General features: G+C 45.1%; 16 protein-coding genes and 1 pseudogene. 15 read left to right on the top strand and 2 right to left on the bottom strand.

Annotated features, from left to right (window positions below; genetic code table 11):
* The 5 genes from ABF86_RS11485 to ABF86_RS11505 form a co-directional block, all read left to right on the top strand.
* Window positions 1-667, top strand: a 667-nt coding sequence (locus tag ABF86_RS11485) for a hypothetical protein (RefSeq protein WP_204987605.1), incomplete at its 5' end; no start/stop codon positions are given.
* A 131-nt stretch (window positions 668-798) separates the two neighbouring features.
* A complete protein-coding gene (locus ABF86_RS11490; RefSeq protein WP_011634161.1) occupies window positions 799-1,167 on the top strand; it encodes a hypothetical protein in 369 nt (122 codons plus the stop codon).
* A gap of 213 nt (window positions 1,168-1,380) precedes the next feature.
* On the top strand, window positions 1,381-1,998 hold the full coding sequence (locus ABF86_RS11495; RefSeq protein WP_240142325.1) for a C39 family peptidase: 618 nt from the start codon (window positions 1,381-1,383) through the stop codon (window positions 1,996-1,998).
* Window positions 1,999-2,121: 123 nt separating this feature from the next.
* Window positions 2,122-2,523 (top strand): hypothetical protein, encoded by a 402-nt coding sequence (locus ABF86_RS11500; RefSeq protein ID WP_240142326.1) that lies wholly within the window; start codon window positions 2,122-2,124, stop codon window positions 2,521-2,523.
* 23 nt (window positions 2,524-2,546) lie between these two features.
* Window positions 2,547-3,929: a hypothetical protein gene (locus ABF86_RS11505; RefSeq protein WP_041353467.1), complete on the top strand. Its 1,383-nt coding sequence runs from the start codon at window positions 2,547-2,549 to the stop codon at window positions 3,927-3,929.
* Between the two features lie 54 nt (window positions 3,930-3,983).
* On the opposite strand, the gene ABF86_RS11510 is transcribed toward ABF86_RS11505, so the two are convergent.
* Window positions 3,984-4,514, bottom strand: coding sequence for a protein tyrosine phosphatase family protein (locus ABF86_RS11510; RefSeq protein WP_074685329.1), 531 nt, complete (start codon window positions 4,512-4,514; stop codon window positions 3,984-3,986).
* A 209-nt stretch (window positions 4,515-4,723) separates the two neighbouring features.
* Between ABF86_RS11510 and ribD the strand changes: the two genes are divergently transcribed.
* From ribD to ABF86_RS11550, 7 genes and pseudogenes are all read left to right on the top strand, one after another.
* A complete protein-coding gene (gene ribD, locus ABF86_RS11515) occupies window positions 4,724-5,815 on the top strand; it encodes a bifunctional diaminohydroxyphosphoribosylaminopyrimidine deaminase/5-amino-6-(5-phosphoribosylamino)uracil reductase RibD (protein ID WP_177162462.1) in 1,092 nt (363 codons plus the stop codon).
* Window positions 5,816-5,920: 105 nt separating this feature from the next.
* Window positions 5,921-7,141 carry a TIGR04063 family PEP-CTERM/XrtA system glycosyltransferase gene (locus tag ABF86_RS11520; RefSeq protein WP_011634167.1) on the top strand — a complete coding sequence of 407 codons (1,221 nt, stop codon included), beginning with the start codon at window positions 5,921-5,923 and terminating at the stop codon, window positions 7,139-7,141.
* Between the two features lie 100 nt (window positions 7,142-7,241).
* Entirely contained in the window at window positions 7,242-8,564 is a 1,323-nt protein-coding gene (locus ABF86_RS11525) for a UDP-glucose/GDP-mannose dehydrogenase family protein (protein ID WP_074685322.1), read from the top strand.
* A gap of 135 nt (window positions 8,565-8,699) precedes the next feature.
* Window positions 8,700-9,266 (top strand): annotated as a pseudogene (locus ABF86_RS12950) (IS5 family transposase); the annotation flags it as partial.
* Window positions 9,267-9,391: 125 nt separating this feature from the next.
* A complete protein-coding gene (locus ABF86_RS11540; protein WP_074685321.1) occupies window positions 9,392-9,646 on the top strand; it encodes a hypothetical protein in 255 nt (84 codons plus the stop codon).
* 104 nt (window positions 9,647-9,750) lie between these two features.
* Window positions 9,751-11,028: a glycosyltransferase gene (locus ABF86_RS11545; RefSeq protein WP_011634171.1), complete on the top strand. Its 1,278-nt coding sequence runs from the start codon at window positions 9,751-9,753 to the stop codon at window positions 11,026-11,028.
* A gap of 11 nt (window positions 11,029-11,039) precedes the next feature.
* Window positions 11,040-12,395: an AMP-binding protein gene (locus ABF86_RS11550; protein WP_011634172.1), complete on the top strand. Its 1,356-nt coding sequence runs from the start codon at window positions 11,040-11,042 to the stop codon at window positions 12,393-12,395.
* A gap of 1 nt (window position 12,396) precedes the next feature.
* Here ABF86_RS11550 and ABF86_RS11555 read toward each other — a convergent pair whose 3' ends face one another.
* The gene (locus ABF86_RS11555) at window positions 12,397-13,017 is read right to left on the bottom strand and encodes an exopolysaccharide biosynthesis protein (RefSeq protein WP_011634173.1); all 621 of its coding nucleotides are present in this window, start codon (window positions 13,015-13,017) and stop codon (window positions 12,397-12,399) included.
* Between the two features lie 278 nt (window positions 13,018-13,295).
* On the opposite strand from ABF86_RS11555, the gene ABF86_RS11560 reads away from it, so the two are divergent.
* The 3 genes from ABF86_RS11560 (at window position 13,296) to ABF86_RS11570 (ending at window position 15,889) form a co-directional block, all read left to right on the top strand.
* Complete coding sequence (locus ABF86_RS11560; protein ID WP_011634174.1) at window positions 13,296-13,775, top strand: hypothetical protein; 480 nt, start codon at window positions 13,296-13,298, stop codon at window positions 13,773-13,775.
* A gap of 89 nt (window positions 13,776-13,864) precedes the next feature.
* Window positions 13,865-15,022: an N-acetyltransferase gene (locus tag ABF86_RS11565; protein ID WP_074685320.1), complete on the top strand. Its 1,158-nt coding sequence runs from the start codon at window positions 13,865-13,867 to the stop codon at window positions 15,020-15,022.
* A 51-nt stretch (window positions 15,023-15,073) separates the two neighbouring features.
* A complete protein-coding gene (locus tag ABF86_RS11570; RefSeq protein WP_074685319.1) occupies window positions 15,074-15,889 on the top strand; it encodes a nucleotidyltransferase family protein in 816 nt (271 codons plus the stop codon).
* Window positions 15,890-15,895: the final 6 nt, after the last annotated feature.

Consider the following 15,895-nt stretch of genomic DNA (forward strand, 5'->3'; position numbering starts at 1 on the left):
CAACACTGCTGACAGCAATAACGACAGCAGCGATAACAGCACCAACACTGCTGACAGCAATAACGACAGCAGCGATAACAGCACCAACACCGCTGATAGCAATAACGACAACAGCTCTGCGTATGCTGACGGCTATGGTACTGCTGCCAATAATGGAAGTACCGCTACTGCTGACAACAGCGACAACAGCGACAACAGCGATAACAGTGACAACAGCTTGGCTGATGCGAGTGGCCAAGGCAGTGCTGCAGCTAACAATGGTAGTACAGCCACGGTTGACAACAGCGATCATAGTGATAACAGCTCTGCATCTGCTGAAGGCCAATCCGCAGCTGCCAACAATGGCGGTACTGCAACTGTAGACAACACCAACAACAGTGATAACAGCCAAACTACTGCAAGCAATGGCAGTGCAGCATCCAATGGTGGCGATGCGACAGCTACCTATTCTGTTAACAATTCAGCATTGGAAGGATCTGTAACAGGTCAGTCAGCTGGTGGTTTGTCAGTTGAAGAAGCTGTTGCACTTTCAGGTGGAAGTTTAAGCAACAATATTTCTGATTCGTTCAATGGTGCAGGCCTGAATCAAGTTGCTCAGAACCTTGGATCCAGCTCACTGGTTCAACAGCAAGTTTCCTTCCAGGGTAATGTAAACGTTAACCAATAATTGTAAGTTTGGATAATTACAACTTGAGTTAATAATGTAACTCTTCTAACTGGCAAGCAGTAATGATATTGCTTGCCAGTTTTTTTTGCTAAAACAGAAGATATAAATATAAGCAATATGTGGAGGTCAGTATGAAAGCCGATATCAGAAAAGGCTTGATTGCGTTTGCATTATTCATGCCTGTTAGCATGATTTACGCGGCATCCGGTACAGAATTGATGGCGGTTGAGGATGCATACCTTCCTCATGCAGAAAGAGCTTCCTTGGAGGAGCTTGATGGGGCGACAGGCCGAGAGGGTATTGATGTAACTACCTTGAACAATATGAATGTTCGTGCACTTCTCTCTGGCAATACAGCAACGAACAATGCTAGTGGCTTTAATATGATTGACAGCGGTTCTTTTGCCGGATCAGGGGGTATGTTTTCAGTGATTCAGAATTCGGGTAACAATGTTCTTATTCAGGATTCGACAATTATTAATGTAACGATATTACCCTGATTTAGATTGAATATTTTGAGAGAACAGCCGATAACATATAAAGCACACACGGTTTATGTTTTGTTAGCTGCTTGAGATTTATTACATAGTTTGCATGAGGTGGTAAGCAATTTTAGTTACTCCAGGACAAAATCGCATATGAGACTGTCTCTGATCACGTTTGCTTTATTAGGGATCCTGATAATTCCTTGTAGTGAAGTATCAGGGATGGATATGATCGATATGGTAGGTGGTGCTAACTTTAATATACAAGTAAAAACTTTTGCAGAACGGCGTTTCAATACTGTTTATCGGCAGCAGTATGATTTCAGCTGCGGTTCTGCTGCTCTGGCGAGCCTACTTACTTTTCATTATGACGATACGGTAGACGAGCAATCTGTATTTATCGACATGTTTCAGCATGGAAATCAGGAAAAAATAAAACGGGAAGGCTTTTCCATGCTGGATATGAAACGGTATCTTGAACGCAGAGGATATCGCTCGGATGGTTTCAAGATTGATCTGAACAAATTGCGTTCTACTGGAAATCCAGCTATTACCATTATCAACCATAATGGTTACATGCACTTTGTCATCATTAAGGGAGTGGATGAATTCAAAATTTTATTAGGTGATCCGGCTCAGGGTGTTAAATCCATGGATCGTTCCGAATTTGAAGAAATGTGGGGGAATCGTATTTTATTTCTGATCCATGATAATCGCGATCCTGAAGTAAGCTATCAAAAAATATATCAGGAATGGGTGGGCAGAGTGGCTCCGCTGGGTGAGGCTGTTGATCGATCAAGTTTGGGAGTTTTTAATGTATTGCACCCAGGCCCTTGGGACTTTTGATAATTCGTACAGCGCGGGGGAAAAATGAGAATCAAGAGTTTTCGTCTGATGGTTAAAAATATTCAATCATGTCTTGCTATGTTGGTACTGTCTTGTTCCATGGTTGCAGCATATGCAGAGGATTTGAATACTAGAACGTCGGCACAAGATCATTTTCACCAGGAATGGGAGCGAGTAACAGATGAAGAGCTTTCAACATTAAGAGGAGGGTTTGTTCTTCCAAACGGCATACACATTGATATGAATCTGGAAAAATTTATTCATTTGAATGATATGCTGGTGCATTCATCTTCCATGCAAGTTCCTGGAGAAAGTGTGGTTTTACAGACGGGTATGCAAAATTCGATACCTGATTCTGTTGCAATGCCGCAACTCAGTTCTTTTATTCAGAACACGCTGGATAGTCAGCATATTGATGCACTGACAAAAATCAACATAGAGGTGAGCAACTTGAAGGAAGTGATGGCGAATGGCAGTAATCATCGTATTTTTACTGAATTTCTGGCTCCGGCATTATTGCGATAGTTTAATCATTTACGTTGCTGGATATGAAAAGAGATGTACCTAAAGAAGTTGGTCAGTTGACGGGTAGTATGATGTACAAATTATTCGCAGGTTGTCTCGCAGTATTTCTCGTCATTTACGCTCAAGCAGGAAGGTCAGCAGATGAAGTGCTTGAGCAATATAAATCTCTTTTTGCACAGCAACAAAAGGAATTTGAGAAGCAGCGACAGACTATCATTGAGCAGGGAAAGGAAATTGAGAATCTGAAAGCTCGCCTGGATTCTTTGATTACCTCGCAATCAGCTGATCGCAATTCCTCTGGAAATACTGCTGCTAAAAATGGAGCATCCCACCCATCACAATCTTCTCCACCAAAGACGACGGCTGCTAAACCGATTAATAAAAATACTGATCATGTTCAGGTGCGTGCAGAATCCAGTAATCTTCCATCAAAGCCGGTAGGGCAGGCACCCCCCAAACAGGATGAAAAACCAAGACCACCTGAAATGCCCAGATTGAGTGACGCAGTAGGGGGGGTACTGACACGCCACGGAAAAATTGTGATTGAGCCTGCGCTGGAATATGCTTTTACAGACAGTAATCGGGTTTTTCTGGATGCATTTACATTTATCCCGGCAATTGCTATCGGCTTGATAGATATCCGCCAGGTAGATCAACATAGCATGATGGCAAGCATTGGAGCTCGTTATGGCGTGACAGACCGTCTTGAGATCGAAGCAAGAGTCCCTTATCGTGCACGTTTTGATGAGCAACGCTCCAGGCCGGTCAGCATTGGTGCGGGGATTGATGAAACATTCAACGCATCTGGAAATGGTTTGGGAGACATTGAATTTGCTGCTCGCTATCAGCTTAACTCGGGAGCGGGAGGGTGGCCTATTCTGGTGGGAAATATGCGAGCTACAGCGCCTACGGGCAAAGGCCCTTTTGATATTAAATATGCACGAGCACAAGGAGTTCCTGGAGCTATATTTCCTACCGAGGTTCCTACAGGATCTGGTTTCTTCAGCTTTGAGCCAAGTGTAACTGCACTTTACGCGACTGACCCGGCCGTATTCTTCGCAAATCTGGCCTATAACTATAATATGGGCACTAAGGAAAAGGCACTTGATGGATCAGGTGACAAATTTAAGGTCGATCCAGGTTATGCGGTGGGTATGACTTTTGGTATGGGGTTTGGGATCAACGAGCGCTCGTCTTTCAATATCGGGTATGGCCATCGTCACATTTTTAACACCAAAATAAATAACCGTACATTGAAAGGTAGTCAGCTGGATATAGGACAGTTACTGCTTGGCTATGCATTCAAATATTCGCAGCAGACCACCTTGAATTTCTCTGTTGCTATAGGCACAACCAATGATGCACAGGATGTCAGACTCAGTTTTAGAATGCCCATGGTATTTTAGGTACAAAAACAGAGGGGCGGGTATTCTCTGTTGCGAAATGATGGATAGATCTGCTTAACATCCACCCTCAATCTTGGCACACCAGTATTTCTTGATTTTTTCTTCCATGCCGGCACTCATACCAGCAGCACGTCCTTCCTTGAAGGCGATTTCTGGAGAAATACCTTCCTTCAGTCGATAAGCCGTCCACATGGCGCCTGCCCGGTTGCCAGTTGCGCAATGTACCAGAAAAGGAGGAGATGCTTGTTCCAGAACCCGCTTAAAGGCTATCAATTGTGATTCATTTACGCCGTCATTGGTAACGGGAATATTGATATAGGTCATTCCAGCTGCTTCGACAGCTTTCCTTTCATTTGGTGTACCTTCCGATTCAATACGTAAATCAATTACAGTGTTGAAGCTGTGCTTGACCAGCTCTTGAATGCTGTCATGAGTAAGAGCTCCAGAAGTGGCAATTTGGGGAGTGACACGATAATAGCGCATCAGATCATTAACCTGCGTAGCATACGGTACCTGATCTTTAGCGAACGCCAAGCTTGTCGACAATAAGACGAGAAGGGTGATGATTGTCCTCGCAAAAAACATTTTTACCTCCAACTGTAAAATAATGTACGAAAATCGTAGCATGAATACCGGGACGGGTAAAAGAGCCGATATAAATTATGCAATGATAATAGTTACCTAATTAGATCTGGCGATTGATTTTTTGAGTTGTTGAAAGGAGGGATAGATCGTACTGATAAATTAAGGTGATCGTGCATTATCTTTATCTTTCTTAAAGGAATGATAAACAAGTGTTTACTGCTTCAGATTATATGCACATGTCGCATGCCTTACAGTTGGCAGAAAGAGGGTTGTTTACCACAAGCCCGAATCCGCGTGTAGGGTGTGTGATTGTAAATGATGGCAAGGTAGTCGGAACTGGATGGCATGAGCGGGTGGGGGAATCGCACGCAGAAATCAATGCGTTGCGGGAAGCGGGGGATTTGGCCAGAGGTGCTACAGTTTACGTAACACTGGAACCTTGCAGTCATCATGGTCGTACACCGCCATGCGTTGAAGCTTTGATTTGCGCTGAGGTATGCAGAGTGATTATGGCAATGGATGACCCTAATCCTCATGTAAACGGCCAAGGAAAGGAGAAGCTGCAGAGAGCCGGAGTTGAAGTGCAAACAGGCTTGTTGGAGGATGAAGCACAGCAACTGAATATTGGATTTATTACCCGAATGCACCATAGCCGACCGTGGATACGAACTAAGATAGCGGCCAGCCTGGATGGCAGGATTGCATTGAAAAATGGGAAAAGCCAGTGGATTACAGGCGAGCCAGCTCGACAGGATGGCCATAGGTGGCGTGCCCGTTCATGTGCAATATTAACGGGAGTCAATTCAGTAAAGGTGGATGATCCACTGTTGACAGTACGATATATCGAGACTTCGAGGCAACCCATACGTATCGTTCTGGATTCGAATCTGGAAATTCCTCTACAGGCAAAACTGCTGGAAAATGCTGATACAACCTGGATTTTTACGGTGCAGGCTGACAGGGGAAAAATACATCTTCTGGAGGATGCGGGTGCTCATATCGTTGTTCTGCCTGATCTGGCAGGTAAAGTTGATCTTAAAGCAATGATAACGAAACTGGCCGAATTGGGTATCAATGAGCTGCTGGTTGAAGCAGGTCCAGTGTTGAACGGGGCGTTGGTAGCAGCCGAATTGATAGATGAGATTATTTTTTATTTTGCCCCTAACCTGTTGGGTAATTCGGCGCAAGCAATGCTGGTACTACCCGAAATTACAGATTTATCAGAGAAATATAATTTACAGATAACTGATATTCGGAAAATCGGAATAGATATCCGTCTGGTAGCAAGATTTATCAAATAAGAAAGGATACAGAAATTGCGTGGTAATAAAGAAAGAAGGGGTTTTGTCGTTGGAAAAATATCGATGGTACCGTTATCTGAATTTTATCCGGCTGAAAACTAAATTATGCGTATTCTGCACATTCTGGATCACTCCATCCCGTTACACAGCGGTTATACATTTCGTACCCTAGCAATTTTGAAAGAACAGCGTGCTCTTGGCTGGGAGACATTCCATGTGACGAGTGCCAAACATGCTGGCTTAACCATGTTAGAAGAAGATGTTGATGACTGGCATTTCTTCCGGACACCCAGGCGTGCGCATCCTGTCAACAAGTTGCCCGTTCTGAATCAGGTTGCTGTTATGAGTAGCTTGACTGATCGCCTTATCGAGATTGTTCAGTCCGTCAAGCCCGATATTCTGCACGCGCATTCTCCGGCGCTCAATGCTATTCCTGCCTTGCGTGTTGCTCGTAAATCAGGGATTCCTGTCGTTTATGAAGTCAGAGCATTCTGGGAAGATGCGGCCGTGGATCACGGTACCAGCCGGGAATGGGGCATGCGCTATCGTCTAACGCGCAGCCTGGAAAATTATGCATTACGGCATGTGGATGCAATCACCACGATTTGCGAAGGGTTGCGCAACGACATGATCGGGCGGGGGATTGCGCCGGAAAAAATCACCATTATCCCTAATGCTGTCGATATTGAGCAGTTTGTGTCAACATATCCTGCTGATGAATCGCTGAGAGAACGATTGGGGCTCAGGCACAAGCAGGTTATTGGTTTTATTGGTTCGTTCTATGCCTATGAAGGCCTGGATATCCTGCTACAAGCCTTGCCGCTCATGTCACCGTACCATCCTGATTTGCGCGTACTACTGGTTGGAGGCGGGCCACAGGATAAACAGTTGCGGCAACTGGCCAGCCAGCTTGGTATAGAAGATGAGGTTATCTTCACCGGCCGTGTGCCGCATGATCAGGTTCAATTTTATTATGATTTGATTGATGTGCTGGTTTATCCCCGCCTTTCCATGCGCCTTACCGATCTCGTCACTCCTTTAAAGCCGCTGGAAGCTATGGCGCAGGGCAGGGTGTTGGCTGCCTCGGATGTCGGTGGCCACCGGGAGCTGATCCGCGACAATCATAATGGTATCTTGTTTAAATCTGGTGATCCCCATTCATTGGCAGAGAAGGTCGGAACACTTCTGAACACCCCTCAGCAATGGGAAGAATTGCGCAGAGCAGGACGGAAATTTGTAGAGACCGAACGCAACTGGCGGAAAAGTGTGGACAGATACCAGTTTGTTTATTGTGATTTACTTAACAGACAAAAAAACAAAAGATGATTGTTTCTGGGTAGATATTCAAAGCGGAAAATATGTGAGTTAAATTTGTGCCGTGGCTTGGACGTTTACTTTGAGATAAGATGAAAATGGGTAGAAAATTATGAAAATAAGTGTAATTGGAACTGGCTATGTCGGACTGGTAACAGGTACTTGTCTGGCTGAAGTGGGCAACGATGTGTTATGCCTGGATGTGGACGTCAATAAGATCAATTTGTTGAAACGAGGTGAGATTCCGATTTATGAACCTGATCTAGAAGACATGGTCAGGCGCAATGTATCCGTAGGCCGTTTGCGCTTTACTTTGGATCAGGCAGAATGTACGGATCACGGGTTGGTACAATTTATCGCAGTCGGGACCCCGCCAGATGAGGATGGTTCTGCCGATATGCAATACGTTACGACGGCAGCACGGGCAATTGGCCAGAATATGCAGGATTATAAGCTGATTGTGGATAAATCCACCGTTCCTGTGGGGACTGTAGATAGAGTACGCGGAGTTATTTATGAAGAATTGGCAAAACGTGGTGTTGAGATTGATTTCAGTGTTGCATCCAATCCGGAGTTTTTGAAAGAGGGTGCTGCTGTAGACGATTTTATGCGCCCGGATCGGATCGTTATCGGCGCAGATGATGATAAGGCCATAGAACTTTTACGGACATTATATACGCCTTTTAACCGAAATCATGACCGGCTGGTCGTAATGGATGCCAGATCAGCCGAGCTGACCAAATATGCTGCCAATGCTATGCTGGCAACACGCATTTCATTTATGAATGAGCTGGCATTACTAGCTGAGAAATTGGGAGCCGATATCGAGCATGTTCGTCGGGGGATCGGTTCTGATCCACGTATTGGTTATCATTTTCTGTATGCGGGTTGCGGTTATGGGGGATCTTGTTTTCCCAAGGATGTTAAGGCATTGCAACGCACTGCAAGAGAAAATGGAACTGGATTAAAAATTCTGGAAGCGGTAGAAGCTGTGAATGCTCGTCAGAAAGAGGTCTTGCTTGACAAAATTCGGGCAAGATTTGGCTCTGATCTTTCAGGTAAAACATTTGCGCTGTGGGGACTTGCTTTTAAACCCAATACAGATGATATGCGGGAAGCTCCCAGTAGAATGCTGATTACCGGTTTGTTGGCGCAGGGTGCTGCTGTTTCTGCTTATGATCCGGTGGCGATGGATGAGACAAAAAGACTTTTCGCGAGTGAACCCGGCCTAAAACTGGCAAATTCATCTATGTCAGCTTTGGAAGGTGCTGATGCACTCATTGTTGTAACAGAGTGGAAGATGTTCCGTTCTCCGGATTTCAGTGAAATCCGGCGTAAGCTCAGGAATGCAGTAATTTTTGACGGACGTAATATATACGATCCAGATAGTATCCGAACCGAAGGATTTGAGTATTTTTCTATCGGCAGGCCGTGAACCAGTGCAGATGTCGCTTGCGTATAAAATTTTACCTGATTAGGGTCTGTTGCCGTTTCAGGCTGTCTTCTTGCTTCATAAGAACAGACTCGTATTGCCGTTGTAGTTCTCACACAACAGCAATACGAGCTTGCAATGCCCCGATTACTGCTCAATGCTGAGCTCTGGTCAAAGCCACTGACCATTTTGCTTCACAATAACCTCTACAACAAGCAAGATTTGCGTATGATTATCGAAGGCATGCTGTACCGCATGCGTACTGGTTCTTCCTGGAGAGGTTTACCTAAGGGTATTCGGGAACTGGAGCAAGATTTATAAACGATTCACCGCCTGGTCTGCCAGCGGAAAATGGCTCAAGGTATTTCAGGCTCTGGTGGTTGAGCCGGACATGGAGCGGGTTTTCATCTATGGTAGTTCTATATCAAGGCTCACCAGCACAGTGCGAGTGGAAAGGATAAGGCAATCGGAAAAAGCTGGGGCGGTATACTTGCAAGATTCGCATGGCGGTGATGCCCACAGACTTTCCATCGTATTCGATATTACCGGTGGTCAGATCAATGATTGCACACACGCATCGGCTTTGCTATTCAGGCTGGGTGCGGCTCAATCTATTATTGCAGGCAAAGGCTAGACAGTCAGATCATACGCGATCAAATCGAACAGCAAGGTGCCAAGGCAGTCATTCCAGGGAAGTGGAACTCCAAAACTGGTGGCCGCCTGATCCTCCATACAGCAAGCAGTATTTGACTATAGCTCGAGGTATTGCATGAAGGTAGTTTGGTAGTACTACATGAGGTAGATTTAAAGAGTTACAGACTACATGGATCATGGATATAACCTATAAAGGAGTTCCTATAAAGGAGTTCCTAATTAGTAGTGGCATGTTAACTACTACCGGAGCTTTGGCTACCACAGGTTTTGCCACAATTTTAATGTGTCTTACTTTTACCTTGTTTGTTGAAGAGCAGAATATTAAATCGATCAGGTCATATCTTGCTGAATCATTTCAAGATATTTCTGATGAAGATTTGTCGTGGCTTAGTTTCTGGGGCGTACTTAGTAAAGTTAAAGTTAATACATGATTTTATGATTCCAATTTTCTTCTTTTAAGATATTTTATTGAATGCTACTGTCATAGATGATTTGTTATTATCTTTTTTGATCAAATAATTATGGTTTTAGTAGTATGAGACACACTCCATGGGAAGTGAAGAATAGGGATAAAGGCAATGATAGCGATCTTGGGGTTGTTGTATTTACTTCACTTTTTCCACATCCCGGTCAGCCTAATGCGGGATTGTTCATTCGTGAGCGTATGTTTCGAGTGGGTAAACATCTGCCGCTTGTGGTAATTGCTCCTGTTCCTTGGTTCCCATTGCAGGGGATTCTGCGCCGCTGGCGCCCTCATTTCAGGCCAGATGCACCTTATCAGGAGTATCAGCAAGATTTTGAAATTTACCATCCACGTTTTTTTTCTGTACCTGGATTTCTGAAATTTCTGGATGGTTTTTTCATGGCATTAGGTAGTTTGCTGACTTTGTGGCAGCTTAAGCAACGTTTCGATTTTCAGATTATTGATGCACATTTTGCTTATCCGGATGGGTACGCTGCAAGCCTTTTGGGAAAATGGTTTCGAGTTCCCGTCACTATTACCTTGCGAGGGACGGAAGCGCGGCTTTCCTGTAGATTTTTATACCGTTTCCTCATGCGTAAAGCCATGATACGTGCCGTAAAAATTTTTTCAGTATCGGATTCTTTAAAGCGAGTAGCGGTGACAGTCGGAATTCAGGAAGGCAAAATACTCGTAGTAGGAAATGGTGTAGATCTTGATAAATTTTGTCGTGTTGATCGGCTTGAAGCACGCAGGAGCTTGGGGATACCGGAAGATATACCAATATTGGTGTCAGTGGGTGGTCTTTGTGAACGTAAGGGGTTTCACCGTGTTATCGAGTGCTTGCCTGATTTAAGAAAAATTTATCCTGATATTCGGTTTCTGATAGCAGGTGGGGCAAGTGCCGAGGGTGACTGGACTGGGAGATTGAAGCAACAAGTTTCTGAATCCGGGCTGGAGGAGCATGTCCGATTTCTGGGTATTGTTTCGCCGGATCGTTTGAAAATCCTGCTTTCAGCCGCTGATCTGTTTGTGCTTGCTACAAGAAACGAAGGCTGGGCCAATGTATTTCTTGAAGCGATGGCTTGTGGCTTGCCAGTTGTCACTACTAATGTGGGAGGGAATGCTGAAGTCGTCTGTAATACAGAGTTAGGTAAATTAGTACCCTTTAATGATCAACAGGCACTTAGGTCGGCGATTGATAATGCTTTAAAGAGCAATTGGAATCAGCAAAAAATTATTGATTATGCATATAAAAATTCTTGGGATCAGAGAGTTGCTGTGCTTGTAGAAGAATTTACGAAAATTGCTGCTCAATCAGAGCAGGCGAAACGATATGGATCATTAAGATAGACAGTAAGTTTATGCCTAATATTAGTACTCATTTGGTATCCAGGTTTCTTTTTCCACTTCATGAACAGATTAAAAAACACAGCAGTGTTAATGTGCGTAAGTCTATGGAGAACACCCAGTGGTTTTCTCCTGAAGAGATTACACAGTTACAGATTGAAAGATTGCGTCAATTACTCATCTACGCGAATACTCATGTTCCTTATTACCAAAAACTATTTGCCGGGTTAAATTTTCAGCCGGAAAAGATAAATGTGTTGGCTGATTTGCAGCATCTACCTTTTCTGGACAAACCAGCGATTCGTGCCAATCTGGAAGCACTTAAATCCAATCAGGCGCGTCATCTGGCTCGCTTCAATACGGGTGGATCAAGTGGCGAGCCGCTGGTGTTTTTTATCGGGAAAGAGCGTGTCAGTCACGATATCGCTGCCAAGTGGCGTGCTACACGTTGGTGGGGAGTGGATATAGGAGATCCGGAGATTGTGGTGTGGGGCTCTCCAATCGAGTTGGGGGCGCAGGATGCATTACGTGCCGTGCGCGACCGTCTGTTTCGCAGCAAATTGCTACCGGCATTTGAAATGTCTGATCAAAAAGTAGAGAGTTTCCTCAGTACTATCTGTGAATTTCGACCCAAAATGTTGTTTGGCTATCCCTCAGCTTTATCCCATATCGCGAAACATGCTGATAAAACCGGCATCATCATGCGCAATCTGGGTATTAAGGTGGCATTTGTGACATCTGAACGGCTGTATGGCGATCAGCGTAAGCAGATCAGCGATACGTTTGGCTGCCGGGTAGCAAATGGCTATGGCAGCCGGGATGCAGGTTTTATTGCGCATGAATGCCCTGCAGGCGGGATGCATATTACCGCTGAGGATATTATTGTTGAAATTGTCGACTCTCACGGCCATCCTCTCCCGCATGGGGAGTCAGGTGAGATTGTCGTGACTCATCTGGCCAGCAGGGATTTTCCTTTTATTCGTTATCGAACCGGTGATATTGGCACGCTTGATGACAAGGTATGTGACTGCGGACGTGGCTTGCCGCTGATCAGGGAAATACAGGGTCGCAGCACTGATTTCGTCGTCGCCCGGGATGGTACAGTCATGCATGGCCTGGCACTGATTTACATCCTGCGAGATATGCCGCAGATAAAAACATTTAAAATCATACAGGAAAGTATAGATCTTACCCACGTACTAATCGTTACTGAGGGCGGCTTGAGTCAAGTGGATACAGGCCAGATTATTGCGTTATTCCAGGCTCGGTTGGGCCGGGGTGTAATAATCAAAATAGAGCAGGTATCCGAAATTTCAGCCGAGAAATCAGGCAAATTTCGCTATGTGATCAGCAAAGTGGCTGCAGGTTGAATTAATCAGCCGGATGCAGGTATGGTATCGGAACTCCCATCCATAACAATGCAACGATTATCAGAGCTATTCCAACGCCGATGGTGCCGACGATCATGCCGGCGAAAATGGTCAGGCCATCTTTGCTGAGTAATCCGAGCGACATAATAAGAATACCCCAGCCTGGCAAAAAATTGATCAAGGGAATGGGCAGCGCAATAGAAATTGAAAAAATAAAAGAGAAGAGGCCAATGATTCGCTCCCAGGCATGCACGCTGATGTAGGTTAGCCGCGGGTGCAGGTGTCTTTCTATTTTTCGCAACCATGGTGTGATCTTGTTGATCAGTTTATCCAGTGTTTTTTTTCTTATTGCTTTCCTTGCCAGCCACTGGGGAATCCAGGGTGCCCTCATGCCGCATATCATCTGTACTGAAAAAATAAAAAGCGGAATAGCAAAAACAGTCGTAAAACCAGGTGGGGCGGGAATAGGAAGACAAATTGGCAAGGTGGCAATAGCCAGCAATACAGCAAATCCTCGTTCATCCAGAGAATGTTTGATCTGATCGACAGTGATCATCTCATTGTTATTTTGTATAACAATCAGTTGTAATAATTCAGACGTATTTTTTTCTTTGTCCTCCACTACTCCCTCCTTGGTTGTTTCGATATAAAATTCAGGCTATTTCTGTTACCAGGATTACTTTTCTACCGGGTTTTTGTAATACAGCCGTATGGCAACGAGCGATTTATCATGTTCTTTACCGTTTCTATGAATTTGCTTCCTGTAGAGGCTGTGCGCGAAACTATCGAATTGTAAAGCATTGCGACCGCTGGTGACCTGTGGCAATATCAATCGGTTGCAGTGGCAAATATTAGTTGTCTTGAACACGTTATCTCTTTTAGAGGAAAGAGGAGGATATTTTGGAAAAATTTATTGAACAGGTATCACTCTATATTCATGATGCCCCGATTTGGCCATTTACCCTGCTGGGTTTGGTTTTGGTTGTGGGGGTGGGGGTGGATATTATTAATCATCGGCGCCGAGCAGGAGCGGTGGAATATTACGACTCTGTTTTTCACGAGGAACTAATTGGTTTGTATCCGGTGACCACTCGCTGGCCGGATGATCTGGTGGCCTATATGCAGCCTCGCCTGCCTGTGTTGCGGGATGCCTTTGAAGTCCTGAGAAATTTCATTCCACAAAATCAGTTGCGTGAATATAACGTTGCATGGAACAAGTTCTACCAGTTTGCACGTCTAGGTGGAAATGAGCAGGAAGGTTTACCTGGAGGAAATGCACAGGACTTTACTGCAGAACAACTCAGTCAGCATCAACAGCAGCAGACTTTTCAGCAAATGGTTACAGTTTTGCTGGTTTATACTGAGCAGTTCAAAAAATAATCAGGTTGCAATTATATCCGGAAGGAAGTGTTCGATTTGTCGGACAAGTCGTTGCTTGAGCTTGAGCGAGCCTGTTTATTAATGAGGACATGAGCATATTCCCGGATCATCCATCGGAAGGAAAAATCGAAATTCTCCCGATTTCTGGTTTTCGCGGAGTAGGGAAGTTTATTGATGTACCTTGGCAAGTATATGCAGATGATCCGCTGTGGGTGCCTCCTCTTCGGCTGGAACGGCGATTGTATTTCTCCAGATTCAATCCCTATTTCAAGCATGCCCAGTGGCAAGGATGGATCGCCTACCGTAATAATCAGCCTGTTGGCAGAATTAGTGCACAGATAGATGAACTGCATCGGCAGCGGTACGGACCAGATACCGGACATTTTGGTATGCTGGAATCAATTAATGATGAAACCGTTTTTAGTGGGCTGATACAGGCGGCTGAAGATTGGCTGGTTAAACGGGGAGCGCGTCAGATCAGCGGGCCATTCAATTTTTCTATTAACCAGGAGTGTGGCCTGTTGGTTCAGGGGTTTGATACCCCCCCTGTTTTCATGATGCCGTATTCACCTCGGTGGTATGTCAATCTGCTGGAACAAAATGGTTATCATCCCGGGAAGGATTTGCTGGCTTACTGGCTTGAAACAGATTTTGAATCGCCTCCCGCCATGCAGACTATTGATCGTAAATATCAGCATCGGATAAAGATCAGGACGCTGCAACGCAATCGGTTTAGCGAGGAAATCGAGATCATGCGAAATATATTTAATGACGCATGGTCGGGGAATTGGGGATTCGTTCCCTTTACGCAGGAAGAATTTGCCGAACTGGGCGGTTCTTTACGCTGGCTGGTTCCGGATGAATTCGTCCAGATAGCAGAAATGGATGGGGAGCCTGTCGCTTTCATGGCAGCGCTACCAAATCTGAATGAAGTATTGCCAGATCTGAATGGAAATCTTTTTCCCTTTGGCTGGCTCCACCTGGTTAATAAACTGAAATCCAATTCAATTACCACCGGAAGAGTTCCCCTAATGGGTGTTCGCAAGCAATTTCATCATACGCTCTCCGGGATGGCATTGGCCTTCAAGGTTATTGATGCACCAAGAAAAATAGCCAGAGCCAGGGGTATTCAGCATGTTGAATTATCCTGGGTCCTTGAGGATAATCTGCCCATGCGTGCAATTCTCGAAAGAATAGGAGGGAAAGAGTACAAGCGTTATCGTATTTATGAGAAAACGTTGGCATGATCAGGATGCGATCAAATCAATCCAGCAAGACAAAATTCTGCTTTGTTCGCGATGCGCGATAACGATCAATTTGCTGCCCTGGTATTGGCTGCCGACCGGGGTGATCAGGATCCTGTGGCAAGGTATACGGGAGCGGCATGCAAGGCTTATGCCCCTGTTTGTGGAAAACCAATGGTTATCCGGGTACTCGATGCCTTGAGCGGTTGTAACAAAATAAAATCCATTCTTCTGTGCGGCCCGCCCGAATCGCTGCTATCTGCATGCGGAGAACTCAAGCAACGCATAGAAAATAAGCAGGTAGATTGGGTGAAAAATCTGGACTCACCCGCCCGTAGTGCTGTTCATGGGCTCTCGCAAATCGATATGCATCAAAGAATTTTGCTGACGACAGCCGATCACGCCCTGCTGACGCCGGAAATTGTGGAATATTTCTTGCAAGCCTCCCGCAATCTGGAATGTGATGCGACTGTCGGGATCATCCGGTATGAAACTTTGCAAGACAGATATGGTAATGCCAGGCGCACGGTAATTCGTTTGTGTGATGGAAATTTCTGTGGCTGTAACTTGTTCACATTCAATTCTCGGGGGCGCACACTGGTGGATTTCTGGCAGCAGGCGGAGGCATTGCGCAAACGTCCCTGGAAACTGATCAACCGGGTGCTGGGTTGGCGAGCTGTCTGGTCATATCTGACCGGACGTTTAACGCTTGATCAGGCGCTACAGGAAGTTTCAGAAAAAACAGGTGTTCAGGTGCGTCCGGTAATTTTGCCATTTCCTGAAGCAGGCATTGATGTTGATAAAGTGGAAGATTTCCAGCTGGTAAAATCTGTTCTGGCCAAAGCAATATCGACACATCCACCGGTGTAGAACGGA

The sequence above is a fragment of the Nitrosomonas sp. GH22 genome (assembly GCF_009833115.1).
Taxonomy (GTDB): domain Bacteria; phylum Pseudomonadota; class Gammaproteobacteria; order Burkholderiales; family Nitrosomonadaceae; genus Nitrosomonas; species Nitrosomonas eutropha.